Here is a 21,659-nt window from a genome sequence, read left to right on the forward strand (position 1 = left end):
CCTGGACCACTACAACCGCCGAAGGCCTCACATGGCCCTGGGGGGTCTTGCTCCCTTGGAGTATTTAGCTAAGATGCAGGAGGAGTCGGTTCCCCAGTCTCACATGTGTTGACCGATTACACTGGCTTGACCTAACGTGGCCAGGCCCGTAAGATGCTGGGCGGAATGTGGCGGGCCGACGACAATTCATAGTGGGGGCGAGAACCTCGACCCCCGGTACCCCCGTATCGGGGGTTTTTGCTTAGCCCGCACAAGGAGCGCGCATGTCCAGAACCTTTGCCAGCCAAGTTGCTCAGCATGTCGGCCAGACCGTAACCCTGGAAGGCTTCCTACACTGGAAGCGCGACCTGGGGGGGATTCAATTTCTGCTGCTGCGCGACAGGAGCGGGATTGTCCAAGTAGTGACGGATAGGCGGTTTGCCCTGCCCCTAGCAGAGTCTTCGCTCAAGGTGGTTGGCCGGGTAGTAGCCAACCCCAAGGCCCCCGGTGGGTATGAGGTGCTGGCCGAGGCGATGGAGTTCTACGCCCAGGCCCTCGAGCCCACCCCCATCGAGATTCCCAAGGAGGAGTGGAAGGTCAACCCCGAGACCCTGCTGGAGTACCGCTACGTGAGCCTGCGGGGGGAAAAAGCCCGAGCCCCCCTCAAGATACAAGCGGCCTTGGTGCGGGGTTTCCGCAGCTATCTCGACCGCCAGGGCTTCACCGAGATTTTTACTCCTAAGATCGTCTCGGCTGGGGCGGAAGGGGGCAGCAACCTCTTTGGCATCGATTATTTTGAGCACCGGGCCTACCTGGCCCAGTCCCCCCAGCTGTACAAGCAGATCATGGTGGGGGTGTTTGAGCGGGTCTATGAGGTGGCCCCGGTCTTCCGGGCCGAGCTGCACGCTACCAGCCGCCACCTGAACGAGTACCTTTCGCTGGACGTGGAGATGGGCTTTATCACCTCGGAGGAGGAGGTGATGAACCTCGAGGAAGAGCTTCTGCGGGCCATGTTGGAGGAGGCCCGCCATAGCGCGGCGGCAGAGTGCCAGCTTTTGCAGGTGGAGTGGCCCAACTTAGCCGAGATGCCCCGCCTCGAGCACGCCGAGGCCCGCCGCATCCTGCGGGAGGAGCTGGGCCTGCCGGTGGGGGCCGACCTCAACGAAGAGGCTGAGCGGGCTTTGGGGGCCTGGGCCAAAGCGAAATGGGGGGTGGACTTCCTTTTTGTGACCAAGTACCCCGAGTCGGCCCGCCCCTTCTACGCTTACCCCGAAGGCGATGGCTCAACCCGAGGCTTTGACCTACTCTTCCGCGGCCTAGAGATTACCTCCGGAGGCCAGCGCATCCACCGCTACGAGGTGTTGGTGGAGCAGCTCAGGAAAAAGGGCCACGACCCGGCCCAGTTTGCCGGGTACCTCGAGGTCTTCAAGTTTGGCATGCCCCCCCACGGCGGCTTTGCCATCGGGGCCGAGCGCCTGACCCAGAAACTCCTCGGGCTGCCCAATGTGCGCTATGCTCGAGCCTTCCCCCGCGACCGGCATCGCCTCACCCCTTAGCTAGCGCTTGAGCTTGAGTACCTTTTTAGTAATTTCCTGTTCGATGCCTAGCTCGAGGCGCATCTTCTCCAGGCGTTCCAGCAGGCCCTCGGGCGATACACCCAAGCGTTTGGCCATGGCGGCGATTTTCTGCTCGTCGTACAGGCTGCTCAGGGTCAGGGCCATAGCCTCGCGGTACTTGGGGCCTAGCATGACCTCGATGGTCTTGAGGCGTAGCTGCAGTTCGAACCACTCCAGTTTTTCTGCTTCGTTGTTCATCCTTCCTCGCCTTCGGGCGCATCCTGCACCAAAACGCCCTAATCCTACCAGGGTGGGGCCTGTTTTGCCCCATGATCCGCACTTTCTGTTCCTAACCGAACGAGGGTAGAATATCCGGGTGGAACAACCCTCGCTGTTCGCTGAAGATAGCCCTCCCTCTAGCCCAACCCGACCAGAGCGTATCTGGCTGGTAGATGGGCATCACCTGGCCTACCGCAGCTATTTCGCCTTTGAAAGGCTCAGCACCTCCCGGGGCGAGCCTACCCAGGCTATTTATGGCTTTTTGCGCACGCTGCTCAAGCTGCTCAGGGAGGACGGCGACTGCGTACTGGTCGTTTTCGATGCTGCGGCCCCTACCTTTCGCCACGATGCCTACCAGGACTATAAGGCCGGGCGGGCCCCTACCCCCGAGGACTTCTACCCCCAGTTGGCCCAGATCAAAAGCCTGGTTGAACGGATGGGCCTTATCCGCCTCGAGGTAGCGGGCTACGAGGCCGACGACGTGATCGGCACCCTAGCCAAAAAAGCTGAGCAGGAGGGGTACCCGGTGCGCATCCTCACCGGTGACCGGGATAGTTTCCAGCTCCTTTCCCCTTTGGTGCAGGTGATGCTGCCGGATGGCCGCCTGATGACCCCTGAGGCGGTGCGGGAGCGCTATGGGGTGGAGGTGGCCCAGTGGGTGGACTACCGCGCCCTGGTAGGCGATCCCTCCGACAACCTGCCTGGGGCTAAAGGCATCGGCGAGAAGACCGCGGCCAAGCTGTTGCAGACCTGGGGTTCATTGGAGGGGCTGTACGCCCATCTCGAGGCCCTTCCCCCCAAGGTGCGCACCTCCTTGTTGGAAAGCCGCGAGCAGGTCGAGCTTTCCCGCCGGCTTTCCCAGATTCACACCGAGGTGCCTTTGGAGATAGACTTTCGCCACTGCCACCGTCGCGAGCCCGACCGGCTGGCTTTGCGGGAGGCTTTGGAGCGGCTCGAGTTCGGTTCGATTCTGCGGGAGATGAACCTGCTGGCCGCCCCCACCCCGGCTCAGGAGGCGGCCTGGCCCCCTCCAGCAGAGGCGTTTTTGGGCTTCACCTTTGACCGGCCCCAACCCATGTGGGCCCAGTGGTTGGGTCTGGCGGCCTGCACCGGCGACCGGGTGTACCGCGGCCAGCCCATGCCTGGCGAGCTGCTGCACTTTCCCGAGCTGCGCGGCATCCAGGCCAAGGACCTCTCCGTGCTGGCGCTGCGCGAGGGGGTCTGGGTGCCCCCTGGCGACGATCCTCTGCTGCTGGCCTACCTCTACGACCCCTCCAACACCGACCCGGCCAGTACAGTGCGGCGCTACGGGGCGGGCGACTGGACCCCCGACCCCCTCGAGCGGGCCCAGGCCACCTACACCCTGTGGAAGACCCTGCAGGCCCGCATCCCGGAGAACCCTCGCATCGAATGGCTCTACCAGGAGATGGAGAAACCCCTTTCGGCGGTGCTGGCCCGTATGGAGGCTCGGGGCATCACCCTGGATACCGCCTACCTCATCCAGCTTTCCGAAGAGCTGGGTAAGGAGATTTCTTACCTCGAGGCCCAGGTTCACCGGCTGGCCGGCCATCCGTTCAACCTGAACTCGCGCGACCAGCTCGAGGTGGTACTCTACGATGAACTCAAGCTTTCCGCCTCGGGCCGCAAAACACAGAAGACCGGTAAGCGCTCCACCGCGGCCAGCGCCCTGGAGGAGCTTCTAGGTCAGCATGAGATTGTGGAGCGCATCCTAGCCTACCGCGAGCTGAGCAAGCTCAAGAGCACCTACCTCGACCCCCTGCCCCGCCTAATCCACCCCAAAACCGGTCGGTTGCACACCCGCTTTAATCAAACCGGTACCGCCACCGGGCGGCTTTCCTCCCTCGAGCCCAACCTGCAAAATATCCCTGTCCGCACCGAGATAGGCCGCCGCATCCGCAAGGCCTTCCGCGCCGCAGCAGGCATGAAACTGGTGGTGGCCGACTACTCCCAGATCGAGCTCAGGGTGCTGGCCCACCTTTCCGGCGATGAAAACCTCATCCAGGTTTTCCGCCAGGGCCGCGACATCCACACCCAGACCGCAGCCTGGATGTTTGGCCTTTCCCCCGAGCAAGTGGGCCCCACCCAGCGCCGCGCGGCTAAAACCATCAACTTTGGCGTGCTTTACGGCATGTCAGCCCATCGCCTATCCAACGAGCTTTCCATCCCCTACGCCGAGGCCGAAGGCTTTATTGAGCGCTACTTTGCCTCCTATCCCAAGGTGCGTGCCTGGATTGAGGGGGTGCTGGCCCAGGCGCGAGAGCGGGGGTATGTAGAGACCCTGTTTGGCCGGCGGCGCTTCGTGGCCGATCTGGACTCGCGCATCCGCGCGGTGCGGGAGGCTGCCGAGCGTATGGCCTTCAATATGCCGGTGCAGGGTACCGCTGCCGATCTGATGAAGCTGGCCATGGTTCGCTTGCAGCCCGAACTCGAGCCTTTGGGGGCTCACCTAGTGCTCCAGGTTCACGACGAGCTTTTGGTGGAAGCCCCAGCGGAGCAAGCCCCTCAGGTGGCCCGGGTGATGCAGGAGGTCATGCGGGGTGTCTGGCCGCTGCTGGTGCCCCTCGAGGTCGAGGTGGGTATAGGGGAGGACTGGCTGGAGGCCAAGTGATACCCCTTTCGGCGTCACGGTAGGGATCTGGCAGACCTTGTGCAAGGCCGTTCAACGGCCAAGATACCTGGGTGGCGTTTTGCACCATGGCCTATGGCTGGCCAAGCTTCTGTTATGCTGGGCCCTCAGAGGAGGTTTAACGTGGCCAAGCCATTCGAACTCGAGGTGCCGGAATTTGAACACCTGACCTACCAGGTGGAAGACCATATGGGCATCGTGACCATCCGGCGGCCCCAGGCCCTCAACGCCCTCAACCAGGACGTGCTGATGGAGCTAGCCGCCGTGAGCGAGGTCATCACCCAGGACCCCCTAGTCCGGGTGGCCATCTTCACCGGGGAGGGCCGGGCCTTTGTGGCCGGGGCCGACATCGCCCAGATAGCAGGCTTGGAAGATGTCTTCGCCGCACGGGAATTCGCCATTCTGGGCCAGTCGGTCTTCAACGAGATCGCTGCCTTGCCGGTGCCCACCATTGCCGCCATCAACGGCTTCGCCCTGGGGGGGGGCCTCGAGCTGGCCCTGGCCTGCGACCTGCGCGTGGCTAGCCGCAAGGCTAAGCTGGGCCTGCCCGAGGTGGGCCTAGGCATCATCCCTGGCTTCGGGGGTACCCAGCGCCTACCCCGCCTGATTGGCCGGGGTCGGGCCCTCGACCTGATCTTCACCGGTCGGCACGTACCGGCTGAGGAAGCCCTGAGCCTGGGCCTGGTCAACCGAGTGGGTGAGGATGCCCTAGAGACGGCCAAGGAGCTGGCCGCAGTCATCCTCAAGAATGGCCCGGTGGCCCTGGCGCTGGCCAAGGAGGCGATGGGGCGGGGCGAGAACCTGGATTTGCAAGAAGCACTGGAGATCGAGGCCGACCTGTTCGGCTTGGCCTGCGCCACCCAGGATATGCGTGAGGGCACCCGGGCTTTTTTGGAGAAGCGCCCGGCCCAGTTCAAGGGTGAGTGAAGCGCTGTTGTGTCTTTTATCACGCCCTTTTAGCCCGCTGAGCTCTACCATCGGGCTATGGAAGGCGGCACCGCCATGAGCGAGCGCACCGTTCAGGTTACCCAGCCTAAGGCCAAGCTGTACGTCGAGGCCGACCTGGCCATACGCGAGGGGCTGCAGCACTATCCCAAGGCCCTATCGGCCTATGAGCTGCTTTCCGCCGACCCCGAGGCCCGGGGCCACTGGGACATGGCCAACTACATCACCGTGCGCAAACTGGGCTACAACGACCACGGGCGGGTGCATGCCCTCCTGACCGGCGCAGCCAGTGTGACCATCCTGCAGCTTCTGGTCGACCATGGGGTTCGGCCCGACATCCTAGAGAGCGGGGTGGGTGACCTCGATGACACCTTTCTGGCGGTGCTGCTTTCCACCATGCTGCACGACATCGGCAACCAGGTGCACCGTACCCGCCACGAGTCCTTCAGCGTGATGCTAGCCATTCCCATCCTGGATCGCATCCTGGAAAAAATCTACCGCGACCCCGAGCAGCGCACTGAGCTACGGGCTTTTATGCTGCACGCCATCTACTGCCACGACCTCGAGCCCGAACCCCTGACCATCGAGGCGGGCATCACCGCCGTGGCCGACGGCACCGACATCACCAAGGGGCGGGGGCGCAAGGCCTTTGCCTTGGGCTCGGTGGACATCCACTCCATCAGCGCCTTAGCGGTGGACGAGGTGCAGATTCTGAAGGGGGAGCAGGTACCGGTAGAGATTCGGGTCATTATGAACAACTCCGCCGGTATCTTCCAGGTGGAGGAGGTGCTGACCAAAAAGGTGCTGCGTAGCCCCATCCGCGACTACGTCACGGTGATCGCCAGTACCCACGATGGCGAGCACGACCAGCGCATCATCCGCCGGGTGCGCTTGCACGAATCGGAGCCGCGTTTCACCTTGGACTAGCCAGGGACAATCGGTTTTCTCACCTGGGCTAGGCTACACTAGCAAGGATATGCGGCGGTTTTTCTTGCTGTTGTTCGTGGTTTTGTTGGCGGGGGTAGCCTGGTGGGCCTATCCCTTGCTACAGCCCCTTTTGCGCTTTGGCGCTATGCCCCGTCCCCTCGAGGGCCCGCTTACGGTTTTGGTGTTGGGGGTGGCCCCAGAGTACAAGTACTACCACCAACGCGCCCCAGAGGATTTTCGCGGCCTATCGGACGTGAATTTGCTGGTGCGCTTCGACCCCCAAGCCAAGCGAATCGCTGTGCTTTCCATTCCCCGCGATGTGTACGTACGCATTCCGGGCTATGGCTGGTACATCCTCAACCACGCCAACAAGTTTGGCGGCCCTGAGCTGGCCAAAGAGGTAGTGCGCGACCTAACCGGCCTCGAGATAGACGGGTATGTGGCCCTGAGCGTGGAGGCCATCCGCGAGGGTATCGACGCTTTGGGGGGCCTCGAGGTCTGCGTGGAAAAGCCCATGCAGTACAAGGACACCGCGGCCCGGCTGGAGATCGACCTCCAACCGGGCTGCCAGCACCTGAACGGGGCCCAGGCCGAGGGGTTTTTGCGTTTTAGGCACGATGCTTTGGGTGATATTGGCCGTATCCAGCGGCAGCAGGCCTTTTTTAACGCCCTTAAAGAGCAGCTTCTAACCCCTGCCGGCTTGCTGCGCCTGCCCCAGGCCATTGCCCGGGTGGAACCCCATATCCGCACCGACCTTTCCCGCGAGCAGATGGCCAGCCTGATGTTTTTTGCCGCACAGCAGCCCCAGATGGTCTCGCTGCTCACCCCGGGGCGGTTTGGCCGAGGGTGGGAGGTGGATCAGGCCGAACTCAGCCGCTTGATCCAGCGCTACTTCGACCAGGCCGAGGCCCCTCTCCAGGCCAGCCTAGAGGATTTGCGGGGCCGGCAGGTGGCGGTGCTTTACCCCGCGGCGCAGGAACAAGCCGCCCTCGAGCTGCGCAGCAGGTTGCGCGAGCTGGGCCTGCGGGTGCTGTTGCGGGAGGTGGAAACCACGCCTCCTCAGAGCGTGGTGCTCGCCAACGGGGAGGCCGGGTTGGCCCAGGCGTTGGCCGAGGCTCTGGGCCTGCCCTACAGGGTCTCGGGCGAGGCCGCCTTGTACGCCGATCTGACCGTGCGCCTGGGCACCGACCCGGTTAGTTTCCAATAAGGGCGAAAGGCCGCCCGGTTACCCGGATTTCCCCCTGTTCTAGGGTCAGGCTGCCGCCCGAGCCGCTGGACCCAACCCGCACCGCCACCCGGAAGCTCCCCGCGCGGATGATGTCCAGAGCGCTTTTGTTCTCACTATCGCTTAGGGTGAGGTTGATTTCAATGGGTTGGGTTTGTCCCACGGGCACAGTGGCGCTGCCGCTGCCTACCCCAATATCCCCGCCGCTATTATCCCCCAGGTTGGTGTCGCTTTCCGGGGCTAGCCGTAGTTCGTAGTTGACCAGCAGGGGGGTGCTGCCGGTGTTTTGCAGGCGGGCGCTCACCCGAATCTGGCCGCGCTCGAGGATGTCCAGCCGGGTGGGCAGGGGCACCAGTTGCCCTTCCTGGTTGGCACCAGGGAAGAGCAGCGACCCTGAGCCAGCGGGAATGTTTAGGGTGCGCTGATCTTGTGGGACAAAGCTAAGAACGTCGATGTCGATGGTGTAGCGGGTGCCGGCGGTGCAGCCCGCCAGCAGCAGGATTAGGGCAGTGAAGACAATTCTAGGCATGGTTCACCTCAGAAGCTCAGGCCCAGGCTCAGGGCAATGCCGAAAACCGTATGGCCCACGATGGGCGCCCGGTGGGTGGTCAGTGCGGCATCCAGGCTGAAGCCTGGGCCCACAAACCCAGCCCCCAGGCCAAAGCGCAGGCCCTCATCAAAGCCCAGCCCAGCCCGCAGGCGGGCCGGCCCCAGGCTATACTCGCCCCCAACACGGGCAAACAGGCCGCTTTCGTAACCCAGATCCCCGCCCAAGAACAAGGTGCCCGCCTCGAGGGTAAGGGTGGTGGCCGCGTTCAGGAAGAAGGCTGGGACAAAACCAAAGCTGCTGCGCTCGCTGGGGGCGGAGGTGGGGTTGGAGCCACCGTTCCAGCTAAGCTCGGTTCCGCTCCAGCGGGCAAACCCCAAGGCGTTGCGGATACCCAGGCCCACCGTGGTGCCCTGGACTTCCAGCGCTACGCCCAGATCGGCCCGCACCCCGAAGCCATTGCCGTTGCCAGGATAGGCGTAGAAGAGGCTTCCCCGAAAGATGGGCGGCTGGTTGGGGTCGAACTGGCCCTGGGCATCGGTCTGGAGGCCTACGCTGGGGTTACCCTCGAGGTAGGCCAGGCCATAGAAGGCCTCTCCCCGGGCTCCCGCGTACAGTTTGGCCGGGCCTAGGTCGGGAATGAGCAGGTCGGGCAGACGGGTGGCGTAGCCGAAGCCCAGGCTGAGGCCGGCCTGGGCGCTGCTGTTTAGGCTAAGGGCATACTCGGTGTTGGGTTGGAGCTGGCCGCTTCGGAGAGCCTGGCGTAGGTTGTCGTTGGGCGAGAGGGTCAGGCCAAAACCTCCGGCGAAGAGGCCAAAATCGAGGTAGAGGTTGTTGTCTAAGGCAATAGGCAGGCGGAAAAGCGGGCTGGGGGTGAGGGCCTTGCTGGTTCCTATGCCGCGGGCGGTACCCAGGCTTAAGTCGAGGGCAATGGGGTTGCCCTGGTAGTCGGTGACCTGGAGGCCGCTGGCGCTTACCTTGATCTGGATTTCTGGGTAGCCGGTGTTGGGGTTGATGAAGGCCCTGGAGGAGGCCGGATTAATGAGAAAAGCGTAGGGGTGGGATATCTGGTCGTAGAAGGTCAAAAGGTCGAAGGGATTGTTTTCGTTGCTCAGGCTGGCCGGATCGCGCAGTAGAGGGATGGGATTGCTTTCCGGCCGCAGTAGCAGGCCCAGTAGCCCAATGGGCAGTTGGAAGCCCGCATCGGAGCCATACAGGCCAGCGGGGAAGGCAGCGTACGCCGGGTTTAGGTAGACTGCACCAGGGCCTGGCAGAACCAGACCGGCCATACCGAGGCTGCGCACACCTTGAGAGAAACCTAGTCCAACGGTCAGCGCAAGGAGTGTTGCCAAGAGCAGTCGGTTCATACGGCTCTTATTTTAGGGGTGGAGGTTTGCTTGCTCGGTTTATATGCACAGCCTCGGGCCTAGGCTCGGTGGTAAAAACAGTGGGTGAGCGCGATGGCCAAAGCATCAGCCAGGTGGGTGGGTTTGGGGGTGGCCTTCAGGCCCAGAATGGCCCGCACCATGTAGGCGACCTGGCCTTTGTCGGCTTGGCCGTAGCCCACCAGGGCCTGCTTGACCTTAGGTGGGCCATAGCCATAAACCGGGATGGCGAGCTGGTCAGCTACCACAAAGACTGCGCCCATGGCCCAGCCTACCTTGTAGGCGAGTTCGTTTTGCCGGTAGAAGAACTGCTCCTCCACGGCAATGGCCTGAGGCTGGTAGGTATGGGCCGCCTGATAGACCGCTCGGTAGAGTCTGCCTACCCGGGCTGGGGCAGGCTCGCCATGGGTGGTTCGGACTACCTCAGCGTGGAGCAGCCGGGCCTGGCGGCCTATTTGCTCTACTACCCCCAGGCCCAGGTTGGTAATACCGGGGTCAATACCCAAGACCACCATCAGCAATTCCTTTTGGTGGGCTTTTCTCCATCTCAAAGCGCCAAAGTTTGTGCAACACAGCCTCTCGCTAGCGGCTGGCATTGCGGGTTTTGCAATGCTCGGCTGGAAAGCCCTAGTTGCCCCGCTTGGGTGGGTAGTCGCCGTCGCCGTAGCGGATGAAGGCGGGAATTTCAAAGTTGCTCAGATCAACGTTGCTGGTGGGGAAATCCACCGGCAGGCGGCCTCCTGGTTTGGCCACCACCGCGCTCTCGTTGAAGCCCGCTGCAATCAGGATAACCCGCATCTCGTCTTGGGCCCGGTTATCGTAGGTGAGGCCGTACAGCACGTCCACGTCCTCCATACCGGTGGCCTCGCGGATGATCTCCACCACGCTGCTGGCCTCCATCAGGGAGATATTTTCATCGCCTACCACGTTGATGAGAAGCTTGCGGGCTCCATCCACCGAGCGGTCGAGCAGGGGGCTTTGGATGGCCGACTGGGCCGCCTCGGCTACCTTGTTTTCCCCCCGTCCGGCCCCAATGCCCATCAGCACCTGGCCCGCTCCGGTAAGCAGGGTGCGCACGTCGGCAAAGTCCAGGTTGATCTGACCCGGCAGGTTGATGACGTCGGTGATGCCTTTTACCCCGTGGTAAAGCACCCTATCGGCAATCATGAAAGCGTCTTTAGCCGAGACCTTTTTGTCCAGGGCCGACATCAGCCGGTCGTTGGAGATAACCACCATGGCATCTACCTGTTCGCGCAGGCGTTTAATGCCTTCCTCGGCTGCGCGCAATCGCCGGGGGCCTTCCCAGGTAAAAGGGCGGGTAACGACCCCTACAGTGAGGGCGCCCAGGTTTTTGGCGATCTGGGCCACCACCGGGGCGCTGCCGGTGCCGGTGCCCCCACCCATTCCAGCGGTGATGAAGATCATATCGGCACCCTCGAGGTACTCCGCCAATAGCTCCTCAGCTTCTTGGGCAGCTTTCTCGCCAATCTCGGGGTTGGCTCCCGCCCCCAGGCCCCGGGTTAGTTTTTCGCCCAGCTGAATGCGCACATCGGCCAGGCTGGTCGCTAGCACCTGGGCATCGGTATTGGCGGCGATGAACTCCACCCCGGTTAGCCCCGACTCGATCATGCGGTTGATCGCGTTGTTCCCTGCTCCCCCGAGGCCGATTACCTTGATCTGCACGTCACCCATAGTCTCTCCCTGGTGCTAAAAGAAATTCTTGAACATCCCCTTAATGCGTTCCCACAGCCCGTTGGCGGCTCCTTCGCTGCTGAGGATGGGCTTGGTAGCTTGTGCGGGCTTGTGGCGGCTGGGGCGGGCTCCCTTGGCCAAGGGGGACTGCATGGCCAGATACGCTGCATGGCGCACCAGCCCCACTGCCGTAGCATGGGTGGGTGAGGCCACCACATCGGTCAGGCCCTGCACGCCGATGGGCTTGCCCAAGCGAACCGGCAGGTTGAACTGCTTGCGGGCCAGCTCCTCTAACCCGCGCACCATGCTGGCCCCGCCACTGAGGATTACTTTGCCCACGGTGATTTCCAATGGGCCTAGGGCCTCATCCACGCTTTGGCGGGCCAGGTGCAGAATCTCCCGCAGGCGAGGGCGGATGATGCGGGCTAGGTCGGGGGCCTGGTAGGCTACCTGGGTAGCCCCCTCCTGACTGACCTCCAGCACCAGTTCGGGATCGGCCAGTTCGGGTAGGGCAGCGCCGTACTTTTTGGCCACCCGCTCGGCTTCCTCTACCGGGATTTGCAGCAGTTTGGCAATATCCTGGGAGACATGGTCGCCCCCTAAGGGAATCACGGCTGAGTGGGCAAGGCGGCCCTGACGGAAGACTGCTACATCGGTGGTGCCGCCCCCAATGTCGATGAGCATCACCGTCATGGAAAGCTCCTCTGGCGAGAGCACGGCCAGTCCCGAGGCGTAGGCCTGCAAGACCAGGCCCTCAATCTCCAGGCCGGCGTCTTCCACAGCCTTGCGCAGGTTGGTGAGGGGGCCTTTGCTGCCAGCCACCAGGTGCACATCGACCTCCAAGCGCACCCCAGCCATGCCGATAGGGTCGCGGATGCCTTCTTGGCCGTCTACGCGGTACTCCAGGGGCAGAGCGTGGATGAGTTCGTAATCGCCTTCGAAAGGATAGGCTTTGGCCTGCTCAATCGCCCGCTCCACATCAGCAGCGGAGATCTGCTGCCCTCGCCGGATGGCCGCCAGACCATGGCTGGTCACGCTTTTAACATGGGCCCCAGCCACCCCCACCCAGACCCGCTCGGCCTTGACCCCGGCTACCCGTTCTGCTTGAAAGATCGCCTGGCGGATGGCCTCGGTGGTGCGCTCGAGGTTGGTGACCACCCCCCGTCTAAGCCCCTGGGAAGGCACGGTGCCCTCCCCGATGATGTCCAGGATGCCATCAGGGGATAGTTCACCGATCACGGCGGTGACCTTGGTGGTTCCAACGTCTAGGCCAGTTAGAATCATCGTCGCGCACTCACCCCCCAAGAATACACGTAGATACGGCTTCCTGACAAAACATCTGGCTGGAGCGTTTTGGCGTCACTTCTGCCCATTTTGCGAGTTTGCACCCAATCTTGCAACTCGCTGACATTTCTACCCCAAACATTAAGGCTGGGCCCTAGCACCTGGTAGCCGCCCACATCGTAGCGGATACGCTCCGCTTGAGGAAAAATGGCCACCAAGGCCAGTAGATCGGCGATGGGCACCTCGCCCCGGCCTTCCAAGAAAGGCCCCTTTGCTGGGGCGTCGGGCAGCAGTACACCCTCTGGGCTTAGGCCGTAGCGCCTTTGTTTTTGCACCAGGTGGGCTACTGGGCTGCGCTCCTCCAGCACAATGCGTAACCGGCCCGGGGCAGGGCGCTCGAGGACAGCCGACTTGACCCAGGGGTTTTGCCGCAGGGGCTCTAAGCGGTAAGGCCAGGCCCAGAGCCAGGGTTGGCCTGGCCTAAGGCCGGTGATCTGCTGGACGGCCTCGGCAGAGAGGTGGCGTAGACCCACCACCTCTACTTCCTCGATGGGCAGGGCTACCCGCGAGCCTATGCCCAGGGCAGCCAGGAGCAAGAACAAAAGCAAAGCCCGAACCATACCCACCTTACCCCTGCACCTCCTGCGGGACGATCTCACCCCAGATTTCCCACTCCACCTCGAGGGGCAACACCGCCTGTACCCGGCGCACCAAGGCGTACATCTCGGCAGCCGTAGCCCCCCCTAGGTTCACCAGGAAGTTGCCGTGCTCGAGGCTGATCATGGCTTGGCCGATACGGCTACCCTTGAGCCCGGCGGCGTCAATGAGCCGCCCGGCGGAGTCGCCCGGGGGGTTTTTGAAGGCGCAGCCCGCGCTTTTTTTCTTAGGCTGGCCCTTGCGGGCGGCATCCACCATACGCATTCGGGCCCGCACCGCCTGGGGACTAGAGGGGGTGAGCTTGAGCCTGACCCGGGTAACGATGCCTCCCTCGGGCAAGGCGGAGCGCCGGTAGCCGAAGCCCAGCTCCTGGGGGGCGTAGACCTGCAGCCGGCCTTGGTGGAAGACCTCCACCCAGGCCAGAGCCTCGGCCATCTCGCCGAAGCGGGTACCCGCGTTCATCCGCACCGCCCCGCCTACCTGGGCGGGAATCCCAAAGAGGCCCTCGAGGCCGCTCAGGCCTAGCCGGGCTGCGGCCTGGAGCAGGTTGGGTATTAAGACGGCGGCCCCAATCCAGCCCTGCAAGCTGGGGTCCCACTGGGCGAACTCGCCCCCCAGCCGGATGACCCGCTCAGGTACCCCCGCATCGGAGACCAGCAGGTTGGAGCCGTTGCCCAGCACCCGGTAGGGGGCCTGGGTGGCCTTTTGCAGGTCGGCCAGGGTTTCCACCGTCCAGACCTCGGCCTCCCCGCCTACCCCTAAGGTGGTCAGGCGGGCTAGCGGCAGGCGCTCAATCTTCATCCCGCCACCTCCTTGGCCTCCTGGGAGGCCAGCAACCGCCCAAGTTTGTATACATTCCCCGCGCCAATGGTCAGGATCAACTCGCCAGGCTGGGCGCTTTGGCTCAGGTAGATGAGGGTCTCCTCCCAGCCCTGGTAGCAGGCGGGGCGGCCCTTGGCTTTTAGGTGCTCCACGATGCGCTGGGCGATCTGGGCGCTGGTGAGCCGGAGCGGGGCTTCTCCTGCGCTGTATACATCCAGGATTAGGGCCTCGTCGGCCAGCTCGAGGGCCTGGGCGTACAAGGGCCACTCCTGCTCGCTGCGGCCAAAGCGGTGGGGTTGGAAGACCGCCCGTACCCGCAGGCCGGTGTGGCGGGCGGCTTGAAGCAAGGCCTGGAGCTTGGTGGCGTTGTGGGCATAGTCATCTACGATCAGGGCACCGTTCAGCTGGCCCAGCCGCTCGAAACGGCGGCGAGCCCCGCTGTACTGGGCTAATCCCTGCTGGATGGCGCTGAAGGGAAGGCCGGCTAGCAAAGCTGCCGCCGCTGCTGCCAGGGCGTTGCGGATGTTGTGTTCACCGGGTACTTGTAGTTCTACTGTCCCTAGGACCTGGCCCCGCCAGACCAGTTCGAATTGGCTGCCGAAGGGCCTTAGCTCTACCTTTACAGCGTGGCAGTCGCCGCTGTGCAGGCCAAAGCTGGTGCGGGGGCACCCTTGGGTGAGTTCTTGTAGGAGTTGCCAGCGCGCCTCACCATTGTAGACGACCTGCTTGGCCCGCCCTGCAAAGGATTGCACCGCTTCCTGCAAAGCGGCAAAGGAGGGGTGGTAGTTGGGGCGGGGCTGCCCATCAGGGGAGACGTGGTCGGCCTCGAGGTTGGTCAGCACCGCTATATCCAGCTCCAAGAAGCGGAACAGGGGGTCGGACTCGTCTACCTCGGCGATGCGGTAGGGGCCTTGGCCTACCCGAGCACTGTCCCCCATCAGCCGCAGCTCCGCCCCCAGCAGCACAGTGGGGTCGGTGCCAGCAGCCAAGAAGATACTGGCCAGCATGGCCGTGGTGCTGGTCTTGCCGTGCGAGCCGGTAACTCCCAGGCTATAACCCCCCCGCAGGATTTCCGCCACCACCTGAATCCGGCGCCAGACCGGGATGCCCAGGGTACGGGCCTGAACCAGCTCGGGCTCGCTCTCGGGGATGGCGGTAGAGGCCACCAGCACATCCACCCCCTCGAGGTGTTCTGGACCATGCCCCTGCCACACCCGAATACCCTCGCGCTTGAGCTTTTGGGTTAGCTCGGAGACCTCGCGGTCGCAGCCGCTCACGCTATGCCCGTCCTGCCGCAGAATGCGGGCTAGCCCGCTCATCCCAATTCCACCTATACCCATCAGGTGATAGTGCTTCACATCGCCTCCAATACCACTTGCGCCAGCCGCTGGGCTGCGCCAGCAGGCGACAACTCCGCTAGTCTACTGCGCATCTGGGCCCGCGTGGAGGCCTTTAGCAAGGGGGCTAGCTCGGCCTCGAAGCCATTCCAGGAGGCTAGCAGCCGGGCCGCACCCCGCTCGGCGTAAAAGCGAACGTTGGCCCACTGGGCTCCCCCGTCTAGGGACGGAGCTAGCGGTACGCCGAGCACTGGCACCTGGTGATAGGCCGCCTCGGCCAGGGTGCCGGCCCCGCCCCGGGTAATGGCCAGGTCGGCCGCGCTCCAGGCTAGGGGGGTATCTACGTAGCCCCGCACCTGGTAATAGGGCCGCTCCAGCGGCTTGAGGCTTTCCTCCCAGCGCAGCCCACACTGATGCAGCACCTGCCATTCCTCCAGCAAAGGGAAGAGCCTGGGAGGAAGCGCCTGGTTGAGCTCCAAGCTGCCCTGGCTGCCGCCCAGTACCAGCAGGGTGGGGCGCTCGGGGTCTAGGCCCAAGGCGGCACGGGCCTGGGCGGGGGGATGTTTTTCCTCCCGCACGGGGTAGCCCACCACCTGGGTTTTTGCGGCCAGTCCGGGGGGTAGGCCCAGGGGGGTGGCCAGGGCGAGCCGGCGGGCTAAGCGGGCTAGGATGCGGTTGGCTAACCCCAGCTTAGCGTTTTGTTCGTGAACCACCAAAGGGGTACCCCCCAAGGCGGCCACAAAGGCTGCGGGGAAGCCCGCATACCCCCCCATGCTCAAGACTACCCGGGGGCGCAGCTCCCGTACCAGATGCCAGGCTGCTTGAAGCCCGCGCAACAGCTTGATGCCCTCGGCCGGGCGCAGGGCCTCGCGCGAGAGTTTGCCTGCCGGGATCAGGCGGAAGGGCAGCCCGCTTTCGGGCAACACCCGCTCCTCGAGGCCCCCCTGGGCCCCCACATAGGTCACCGGCAGGCCTGAGGCCAGCAAAGCCCGGGCCGCGGCCAGCCCCGGGTACAGGTGGCCCCCGCTTCCGCCGCCGGTAACGAGGATCATATGCCTCCTTTGCTGCTGGGGCGGGTTTGCTGGGTAGGGTGGCGGAAGGCCTGGCGGGAAAGCGCGTGCAACAAACCCGTGGCCACTCCGGCCATCAGCATGGCGTTGCCGCCCAGGCTTACCATAGGCAACGGCGAGCCCCCGATGGGCAGGATGCCCATAACCGCCCCGATGTTGAGGGCGGCCTGCAACACCAGATACAAGGTCAGGCCTAGGGCTAAGACGCTGTAGGCCCCCTCGAGGTTGGCGGCAATCTGTAGACCTCGAGCCAGGATCAGCCACCAGGCCAGAAGCACCATAGCCCCGGCTAGCCAGCCCCCCGACCAGATAATGGCGGCCAGTACAAAGTCGTTGTGCGACTCCGGCAGGTTGGGCATGCGGCTACCCACCCCCTGGCCGAAAGGCCCTGAATTCACGATAATCTTGTGGGCTTGGGTGATCTGATACAAAGGCCCCCGGATGACCTCCGGGTTGAGCTCGTTGACCCGTCCGCTGATGTAAGTGTTCCAGCCCTCGAAGCGGTCGCGTACCTTTTCGAAACGGTGCACATATAGCCCCGAGACCGAGAGGGCCAGAAGCCAGGCGGTGGCCCCAATTGCCAGCAGGCGCCGCCAGGGAACCCCGATGACCACCAGCAAGAAGCCCGAGAGTAACAGGATAAAAACCCCGGTGTCTAGGTCGGGCGAGACCACGATTAGCCCGGCAGCCAGGCTGATGGCCAGCACCGGGCCTAGGATGGGGTAGTCGGTGGGTTTGTTGTGAAAGAAGGCAGCCAGGTAGAGCACCACCGCTAGTTTGGCCAGCTCCGAGGCTTGCAGATTGAAGGAGGTGAAGGGTAGGTCAATAAAGCGCCGCTCATTGCCTGGACCGAAGCCCACCGCCAGGTTGAGCACCAGTAGCCCCAGCGTAAGCAGGAAGAAAGGCCGCGCAGCCCAGAGGGCCCAGGCGGTGTGCAGGCGGGAGAGCAAAAGCATGAGGCCCAAGGCCAAAAGGATGTTGCGCAGGTTTTCCAGGCTGTGGGGGGTAGTGGCCCCCCGCATCCCATCGGCGGTGACCACACCCAGCATGGAAAGACCAAACAACAACAGTTGGGCCAGCAGAAGAATGCTATCCACGGGTGCCTCCAGCCTCGAGCACCACTTCCCGGAAGACGCGGGAGCGCTCTTTGTAGTCTTTGAACTGGTCAAAGGAGGTACCCAGAGGGGCCAGCAGCACGCTGCCCTGGGTTAGCCGTCGGCAAGCCTCGGCCACGGCCTGCTGCAGTGCTGCCCGCCCATCGGGCTCAGCGATTTCCACCACCTCCACCAGGTGCCGAAAAGGCGCAGCCATGCGCGGACCATCCCGGCCTATGGCCAAAATTAGGCCCACCTTGCGGGCCACCACCTCGGCCAGCGCCTCCAACGGGGCCCCCTTGTCCACCCCGCCCAGTACCCAGGCCACCGGGGCTGGGGCAGCCTCCAAGGCGGCCTGTACCGCCTCGAGGCGGGTAGCGATGGAATCGTCGATAAAGGCCAGCCCACCCTTTCGGGCAAAGACCTCGAAGCGGGCCGGGGGCCAGGGAGCGGTGGCCCGGAAGGGGGCCAGACCTTGGGGGCTGGGTTCAACGGGCCATAGCCGCTGGGGTTGTTCGCGCGAAACAATGGCCGCGTAGGCCAGGGCGGCCTGCAAAGCCGCGTTCAGGTTGGTCTCCCGTGGGTTGGGCCCGGGGGTGAAGGGGTAGGGTTGGGCGGGGTTGCCTTGAATGGCCTGAAGAATCCGAGGGTCGGTGGCATTGTAAACCAGGGCATCCTCGGGGGTGAGATTGTGGATCAGCTTCAGCTTGGCGGCATGGTAGGCCTCGAGGCTGCCGTGTCGGTCGAGGTGATCTACACCCAGCAAAAGCAGCACCGCCACCCGAGGGCGGAATTGTTGGGTGCGCTCGAGCTGGAAGCTGCTTAGCTCCGCCACCGCCACCTCGGCCTGGTCCACCACTTTAGTCAGGGGCGGGTCAATGTTGCCCCCTTCGAAGGCGTTCAGGCCCAAAGCCCGCAAAAAGTGGCCGGTGAAGAGGGTGGTGCTGGTCTTGCCGGCAGTGCCGGTGATGCCGATAAGCGGGGTGGGGGAGTGCCGCCAGACCAGCTCGGCTTCCCCGATCACCTCGGCCCCGCTGTCTTGCAAGGCCCGCAAGCGGGGGTGGGTTAGGGGAACACCAGGGGCGGCGATGACCTGGTCGTAGGCCCCGGGCTGAGGGTCGGGCTCGAGGGTGAACCCCAGGGCCTCGGCCTGGGCCTGCTCCTTTGCCTTGAGCGCATCGTCGAAGAAGTGGGCGGCCAGGCCGTGCTGTTGCAGGTAGCGCAGCACCCCCAGGCCGCTGCGCCCCAAGCCGTACACCAGCCGCCTCATCCCCTGCCCCCCCACAGGTGCACCGCCAGGGCGGTACACAGCGCGGTAAGCACTACAAAGCGGAAGACCACTTTGCCCTCGGACCAGCCGGAAAGCTCAAAGTGGTGGTGCAAAGGGCTCATGCGGAAGATGCGCCGGCCCGTGCGGCGGAAGTAGCTCACCTGGATCACCACCGAAAGCACCTCTAGCACCGGGATCAAGGCGGCCAGCGGTAGCCACCACATCCGACCTTCCAAAATGAATAGCCCGGCGACCATAGCCCCCAAGGCCATGCTGCCGGTATCGCCCATAAACACCGTGGCCCTGGGGGCGTTATACCACAAGAAGCCCAGCAGGGCCCCTAGGGTGGCCTGGGCCGTGGGCAGCCCTAAAAAGGGCAGCAACAGCACTGCGGAGAGGCTGGCCAAAAGGCCATCTACGCCGTCGGTGAAGTTGAAGGCGTTGCAGGCGGCCATGACCACCAGGGTAAAGAGCAGCACATCCAAAGCAGGGTAGGGGGTATACTGCACCTGTCGCACTGCCCACAAAGCGAAGACCAGGCTGAGTAGCCCTTGTACCGCCAACTTCTCCCGGGCTTTCAGGGGTCGGCGCAGCGAGCCAGAGAGGTCGTCGGCCAGGCCCAGCAGGGCCACCCCCAGTACCAAAAGCCACAGCCCAGCCCACTGGTCGCCTCCAGAAAGGCCGTAAACCGCGGCTGCGGCCAGTAGAAAGGCCACCCCGCCCATGCTGGGCGTGCCCGCTTTGCTCAGGTGGCTTTGGGGCCCTTCGGCCCGTACCTTCTTTCCTAGGCCCAACGCCTGCATCAGGGTGATCCATAGGCCCACCAGAAACCAGCTCAAAAGGGCCGAGGCCACCAGGTTGCTCATGGCCCACCTCCCGGGGCGTCCTCGAGGTTGGTCTTTAAAACCACCAGCCGGCCTTCTGCCAAGGTGTAGAGGTAGGTGCCGTCGGTCTCCAGGCCGCTGTAGCGCCCGGGGCGGAAGCCTAGGCGCAGACCCTCGAGGCTGAGGCGGTACAAGCCCTCCTCGGTAAGCACGTAAAGATCATCCAGCACTGCTGCAGCCCGAACCCGCCCCGGCAAGGGCAGGCGCAACCGGTCAGGCAGGCGCAGGGCTTCCCGATTGAAGGCGTAGATATGCCGTGTGTTGCCGCTCAGGAAGGTATAGCGCCCCTCGTCTAGGCGTTGGCGGTTGAGGTAGAGGCCCTCCGCGTCGAGCCAGTAGACCCCCTCCTGGGTACGCAAAGCGTCCTTGGCCTTGTAGGGGAGGCTGCCTAACCCCGGCGCGAAGAGCCGATCCTCCAGGCCCACCAGGGGCAGGGGCTTGGCCCGTAGGAAGGTGGGCACCCCCGGTAGGGGCAGGCTATCCCGCAAGAAGCCCTCCTGGTAGACCAGAAGCTGGAAGGGGTAGGCTGCCAGCAAGGTCTCGCCGCTGCGGGCCACCAGCGGGGTAGGGTTGGGCAAGGCCAGCTGCAGGCCAGCGGCCCGCACCAGCCGGCCCTCCACTACTCCTCCTTCGATGAGCACCGGTAGGCTGGGCCCCATGGGCTGGGCCTGGGGGGCACAGGCCCCCATGAGGGCCAGCAGGGGGAGTGCTACGCGCAGGTGGGGGCTCATGCTTCCTCCTTGGGCCACAGCTCGAGCAGTCGCTCCAGGCCCACGCTGCGCGAGGCCTTGAGGTAGACCAGGTCGCCAGGCTGCACAGCCTTGGCCAAGAAGCTGGCGGCTTCTTCCAGGGTCTTTGTGGCCGTTCCGCCTACCTCCTGGGCCTGCATAGAGGCGAAGGGGCCGATGAAGACCAGGTGGGGGCTTACCCGAGCGGCCAGTCGGGCGGCCTCGAGGTGGTGGGCCAGGGCCTCCTGGCCCAGTTCGGCCATGCTCCCCAGCACCAGCCATTTGCGCCCCGGCTGGGTGCTAAGGTAGTCCAGGCCAGCCCGCAAGGAAAGGGGGTTGGCGTTGTAGGCATCGTGGATGAATTCCACCCCACCCAGCCTAAGCCGCTGCATCCGTCCGGGGGGCAGACGGAGGTGGGCCAGCCGTTCAATAGTTTCGCCAATGGGTCTGCCCAGCATCTGGGTGGCGGCCAAAGCGGCCAGGGCCCCTAGGATGGGCCCTACCCCGGGGTAGGGGAGGGTGACCCACTGCCCCTCAAAGCGGAAGCGGCTGGTATCCAGGCCCATCTCCACCACCTGGGCTTGGAAGTCGCCGGCCTCGAGGCCATAGGTTTTGACCTGGGGCAGCCGCACCCACTGGGCCGCCTGCACGCTGGCCAGGCGCAGCGGGCTAACCTGCAAAAGCCAGGTTTCCTCCCGCACCACGTTTTCTAGGCTGCCCAGACCCTCTAAGTGCTCTACCCCCAAGCTGGTTAGCACGGCGAAGTCGGGCCGGGCCAGATAGGCCAGCTCAGCCATCTCTAAAAGCCGGTCGATGCCCAGCTCCACCACGCAGCCCTCGGCAGCCTCCAGGTGAAAGAAGAAGCGGGTGAGGCCGGGAGCGTTGTTGAGGTTGCCCTCCGGGGCGGGCCAGCTTAGGCCCTGGGCCAGGCACTCTTTAGTGGTGGTCTTGCCTGAACTACCCCCTACCGCCAGCACCACTCCGCCAAAGCGGTCGCGCAGGGCCCGTCCTAGGGCCAGCAGGGCCCGCTCAGGCCGCCCTACCTGTACCGCTTTGGGGTGGGCCTGGTCGGTGACGACAAAAGCAGCGCCAGCCTCCAAAGCTTGCTGGGCAAAGGCGCGTCCGTGTGTCCGAGCGCCGGGCAAGGCGAAGAAAGCCACCCCAGGCCCTACTTGTCGTGAGTCCCAGTGCAGGTCCTGGGCCGGGCTGGCCCCTGGGTGCACGGTACCCCCGACCAGGGCGGCTACCCATTCGGGGTTGAGCAGTTTAGGCGTGTTCACCCCAATCCTCCTTGCCTGTCTAAACAGTTACCGGGCCACCCTGTAGTGTGT

General features: G+C 64.1%; 20 protein-coding genes and 1 pseudogene. 6 read left to right on the forward strand and 15 right to left on the reverse strand.

Translation table 11 applies throughout. The annotated features are described in order from the left end of the window. Both G552_RS16200 and aspS read left to right on the forward strand, forming a co-directional pair. Positions 1-135: pseudogene (locus G552_RS16200) on the forward strand (integrase core domain-containing protein); the annotation flags it as partial. Positions 136-263: 128 nt separating this feature from the next. Continuing rightward, entirely contained in the window at positions 264-1,535 is a 1,272-nt protein-coding gene (gene aspS, locus G552_RS0102665; RefSeq protein ID WP_027881612.1) for an aspartate--tRNA(Asn) ligase, read from the forward strand. Here aspS and G552_RS0102670 read toward each other — a convergent pair whose 3' ends face one another. Further along, on the reverse strand, positions 1,536-1,793 hold the full coding sequence (locus tag G552_RS0102670) for a hypothetical protein (RefSeq protein WP_027881613.1): 258 nt from the start codon (positions 1,791-1,793) through the stop codon (positions 1,536-1,538). A gap of 118 nt (positions 1,794-1,911) precedes the next feature. Between G552_RS0102670 and polA the strand changes: the two genes are divergently transcribed. From polA to G552_RS0102690, 4 genes are all read left to right on the forward strand, one after another. Further along, the gene (gene polA / locus G552_RS0102675; RefSeq protein ID WP_027881614.1) at positions 1,912-4,443 is read left to right on the forward strand and encodes a DNA polymerase I; all 2,532 of its coding nucleotides are present in this window, start codon (positions 1,912-1,914) and stop codon (positions 4,441-4,443) included. A 114-nt stretch (positions 4,444-4,557) separates the two neighbouring features. Continuing rightward, on the forward strand, positions 4,558-5,388 hold the full coding sequence (locus tag G552_RS0102680; RefSeq protein WP_051195654.1) for an enoyl-CoA hydratase/isomerase family protein: 831 nt from the start codon (positions 4,558-4,560) through the stop codon (positions 5,386-5,388). Positions 5,389-5,445: 57 nt separating this feature from the next. Next, positions 5,446-6,333 (forward strand): phosphohydrolase, encoded by an 888-nt coding sequence (locus G552_RS0102685; RefSeq protein ID WP_245575091.1) that lies wholly within the window; start codon positions 5,446-5,448, stop codon positions 6,331-6,333. Between the two features lie 49 nt (positions 6,334-6,382). Further along, positions 6,383-7,540 carry an LCP family protein gene (locus tag G552_RS0102690; RefSeq protein ID WP_027881617.1) on the forward strand — a complete coding sequence of 386 codons (1,158 nt, stop codon included), beginning with the start codon at positions 6,383-6,385 and terminating at the stop codon, positions 7,538-7,540. On the opposite strand, the gene G552_RS0102695 is transcribed toward G552_RS0102690, so the two are convergent. The 14 genes from G552_RS0102695 to G552_RS0102760 form a co-directional block, all read right to left on the reverse strand. After that, the gene (locus tag G552_RS0102695) at positions 7,527-8,087 is read right to left on the reverse strand and encodes a hypothetical protein (RefSeq protein WP_027881618.1); all 561 of its coding nucleotides are present in this window, start codon (positions 8,085-8,087) and stop codon (positions 7,527-7,529) included. The two genes, G552_RS0102690 and G552_RS0102695, sit on opposite strands and share 14 nt — an antisense overlap. An 8-nt stretch (positions 8,088-8,095) precedes the next feature. Further along, positions 8,096-9,409, reverse strand: coding sequence for a TetR family transcriptional regulator (locus G552_RS0102700; RefSeq protein ID WP_245575092.1), 1,314 nt, complete (start codon positions 9,407-9,409; stop codon positions 8,096-8,098). 122 nt (positions 9,410-9,531) lie between these two features. Further along, complete coding sequence (ruvC, locus tag G552_RS0102705; protein WP_027881620.1) at positions 9,532-10,005, reverse strand: crossover junction endodeoxyribonuclease RuvC; 474 nt, start codon at positions 10,003-10,005, stop codon at positions 9,532-9,534. Positions 10,006-10,117: 112 nt separating this feature from the next. Next, positions 10,118-11,182 carry a cell division protein FtsZ gene (ftsZ, locus tag G552_RS0102710; protein ID WP_027881621.1) on the reverse strand — a complete coding sequence of 355 codons (1,065 nt, stop codon included), beginning with the start codon at positions 11,180-11,182 and terminating at the stop codon, positions 10,118-10,120. 15 nt (positions 11,183-11,197) lie between these two features. After that, complete coding sequence (gene ftsA, locus G552_RS0102715; RefSeq protein ID WP_027881622.1) at positions 11,198-12,466, reverse strand: cell division protein FtsA; 1,269 nt, start codon at positions 12,464-12,466, stop codon at positions 11,198-11,200. After that, the gene (locus G552_RS0102720) at positions 12,463-13,086 is read right to left on the reverse strand and encodes a cell division protein FtsQ/DivIB (protein ID WP_027881623.1); all 624 of its coding nucleotides are present in this window, start codon (positions 13,084-13,086) and stop codon (positions 12,463-12,465) included. The genes ftsA and G552_RS0102720 overlap by 4 nt, the downstream gene beginning before the upstream one ends. Positions 13,087-13,093: 7 nt before the next feature. Beyond that, entirely contained in the window at positions 13,094-13,924 is an 831-nt protein-coding gene (locus G552_RS0102725) for a UDP-N-acetylmuramate dehydrogenase (RefSeq protein ID WP_027881624.1), read from the reverse strand. Then, positions 13,921-15,303, reverse strand: a complete 1,383-nt coding sequence (gene murC, locus G552_RS0102730; RefSeq protein WP_027881625.1) for a UDP-N-acetylmuramate--L-alanine ligase — start codon at positions 15,301-15,303, stop codon at positions 13,921-13,923. The genes G552_RS0102725 and murC overlap by 4 nt, the downstream gene beginning before the upstream one ends. After that, positions 15,300-16,334, reverse strand: coding sequence for a UDP-N-acetylglucosamine--N-acetylmuramyl-(pentapeptide) pyrophosphoryl-undecaprenol N-acetylglucosamine transferase (locus G552_RS0102735; RefSeq protein ID WP_027881626.1), 1,035 nt, complete (start codon positions 16,332-16,334; stop codon positions 15,300-15,302). Before G552_RS0102735 ends, murC begins: the two co-directional genes overlap by 4 nt. Beyond that, on the reverse strand, positions 16,331-17,449 hold the full coding sequence (locus G552_RS0102740) for an FtsW/RodA/SpoVE family cell cycle protein (protein ID WP_027881627.1): 1,119 nt from the start codon (positions 17,447-17,449) through the stop codon (positions 16,331-16,333). Before G552_RS0102740 ends, G552_RS0102735 begins: the two co-directional genes overlap by 4 nt. Beyond that, positions 17,442-18,716 (reverse strand): Mur ligase family protein, encoded by a 1,275-nt coding sequence (locus G552_RS0102745; RefSeq protein WP_027881628.1) that lies wholly within the window; start codon positions 18,714-18,716, stop codon positions 17,442-17,444. The genes G552_RS0102740 and G552_RS0102745 overlap by 8 nt, the downstream gene beginning before the upstream one ends. Further along, a complete protein-coding gene (locus G552_RS0102750; RefSeq protein ID WP_027881629.1) occupies positions 18,713-19,582 on the reverse strand; it encodes a phospho-N-acetylmuramoyl-pentapeptide-transferase in 870 nt (289 codons plus the stop codon). Before G552_RS0102750 ends, G552_RS0102745 begins: the two co-directional genes overlap by 4 nt. After that, positions 19,579-20,331 (reverse strand): hypothetical protein, encoded by a 753-nt coding sequence (locus tag G552_RS14635; RefSeq protein WP_051195655.1) that lies wholly within the window; start codon positions 20,329-20,331, stop codon positions 19,579-19,581. Before G552_RS14635 ends, G552_RS0102750 begins: the two co-directional genes overlap by 4 nt. Continuing rightward, positions 20,328-21,608 (reverse strand): UDP-N-acetylmuramoyl-tripeptide--D-alanyl-D-alanine ligase, encoded by a 1,281-nt coding sequence (locus tag G552_RS0102760; protein WP_425411429.1) that lies wholly within the window; start codon positions 21,606-21,608, stop codon positions 20,328-20,330. Before G552_RS0102760 ends, G552_RS14635 begins: the two co-directional genes overlap by 4 nt. Between the last annotated feature and the right edge of the window lie 51 nt (positions 21,609-21,659).

Origin of the sequence: Meiothermus rufus DSM 22234 (assembly GCF_000423425.1) — a bacterium.
In the GTDB taxonomy this organism is placed as follows: Bacteria; Deinococcota; Deinococci; order Deinococcales; family Thermaceae; genus Meiothermus; species Meiothermus rufus.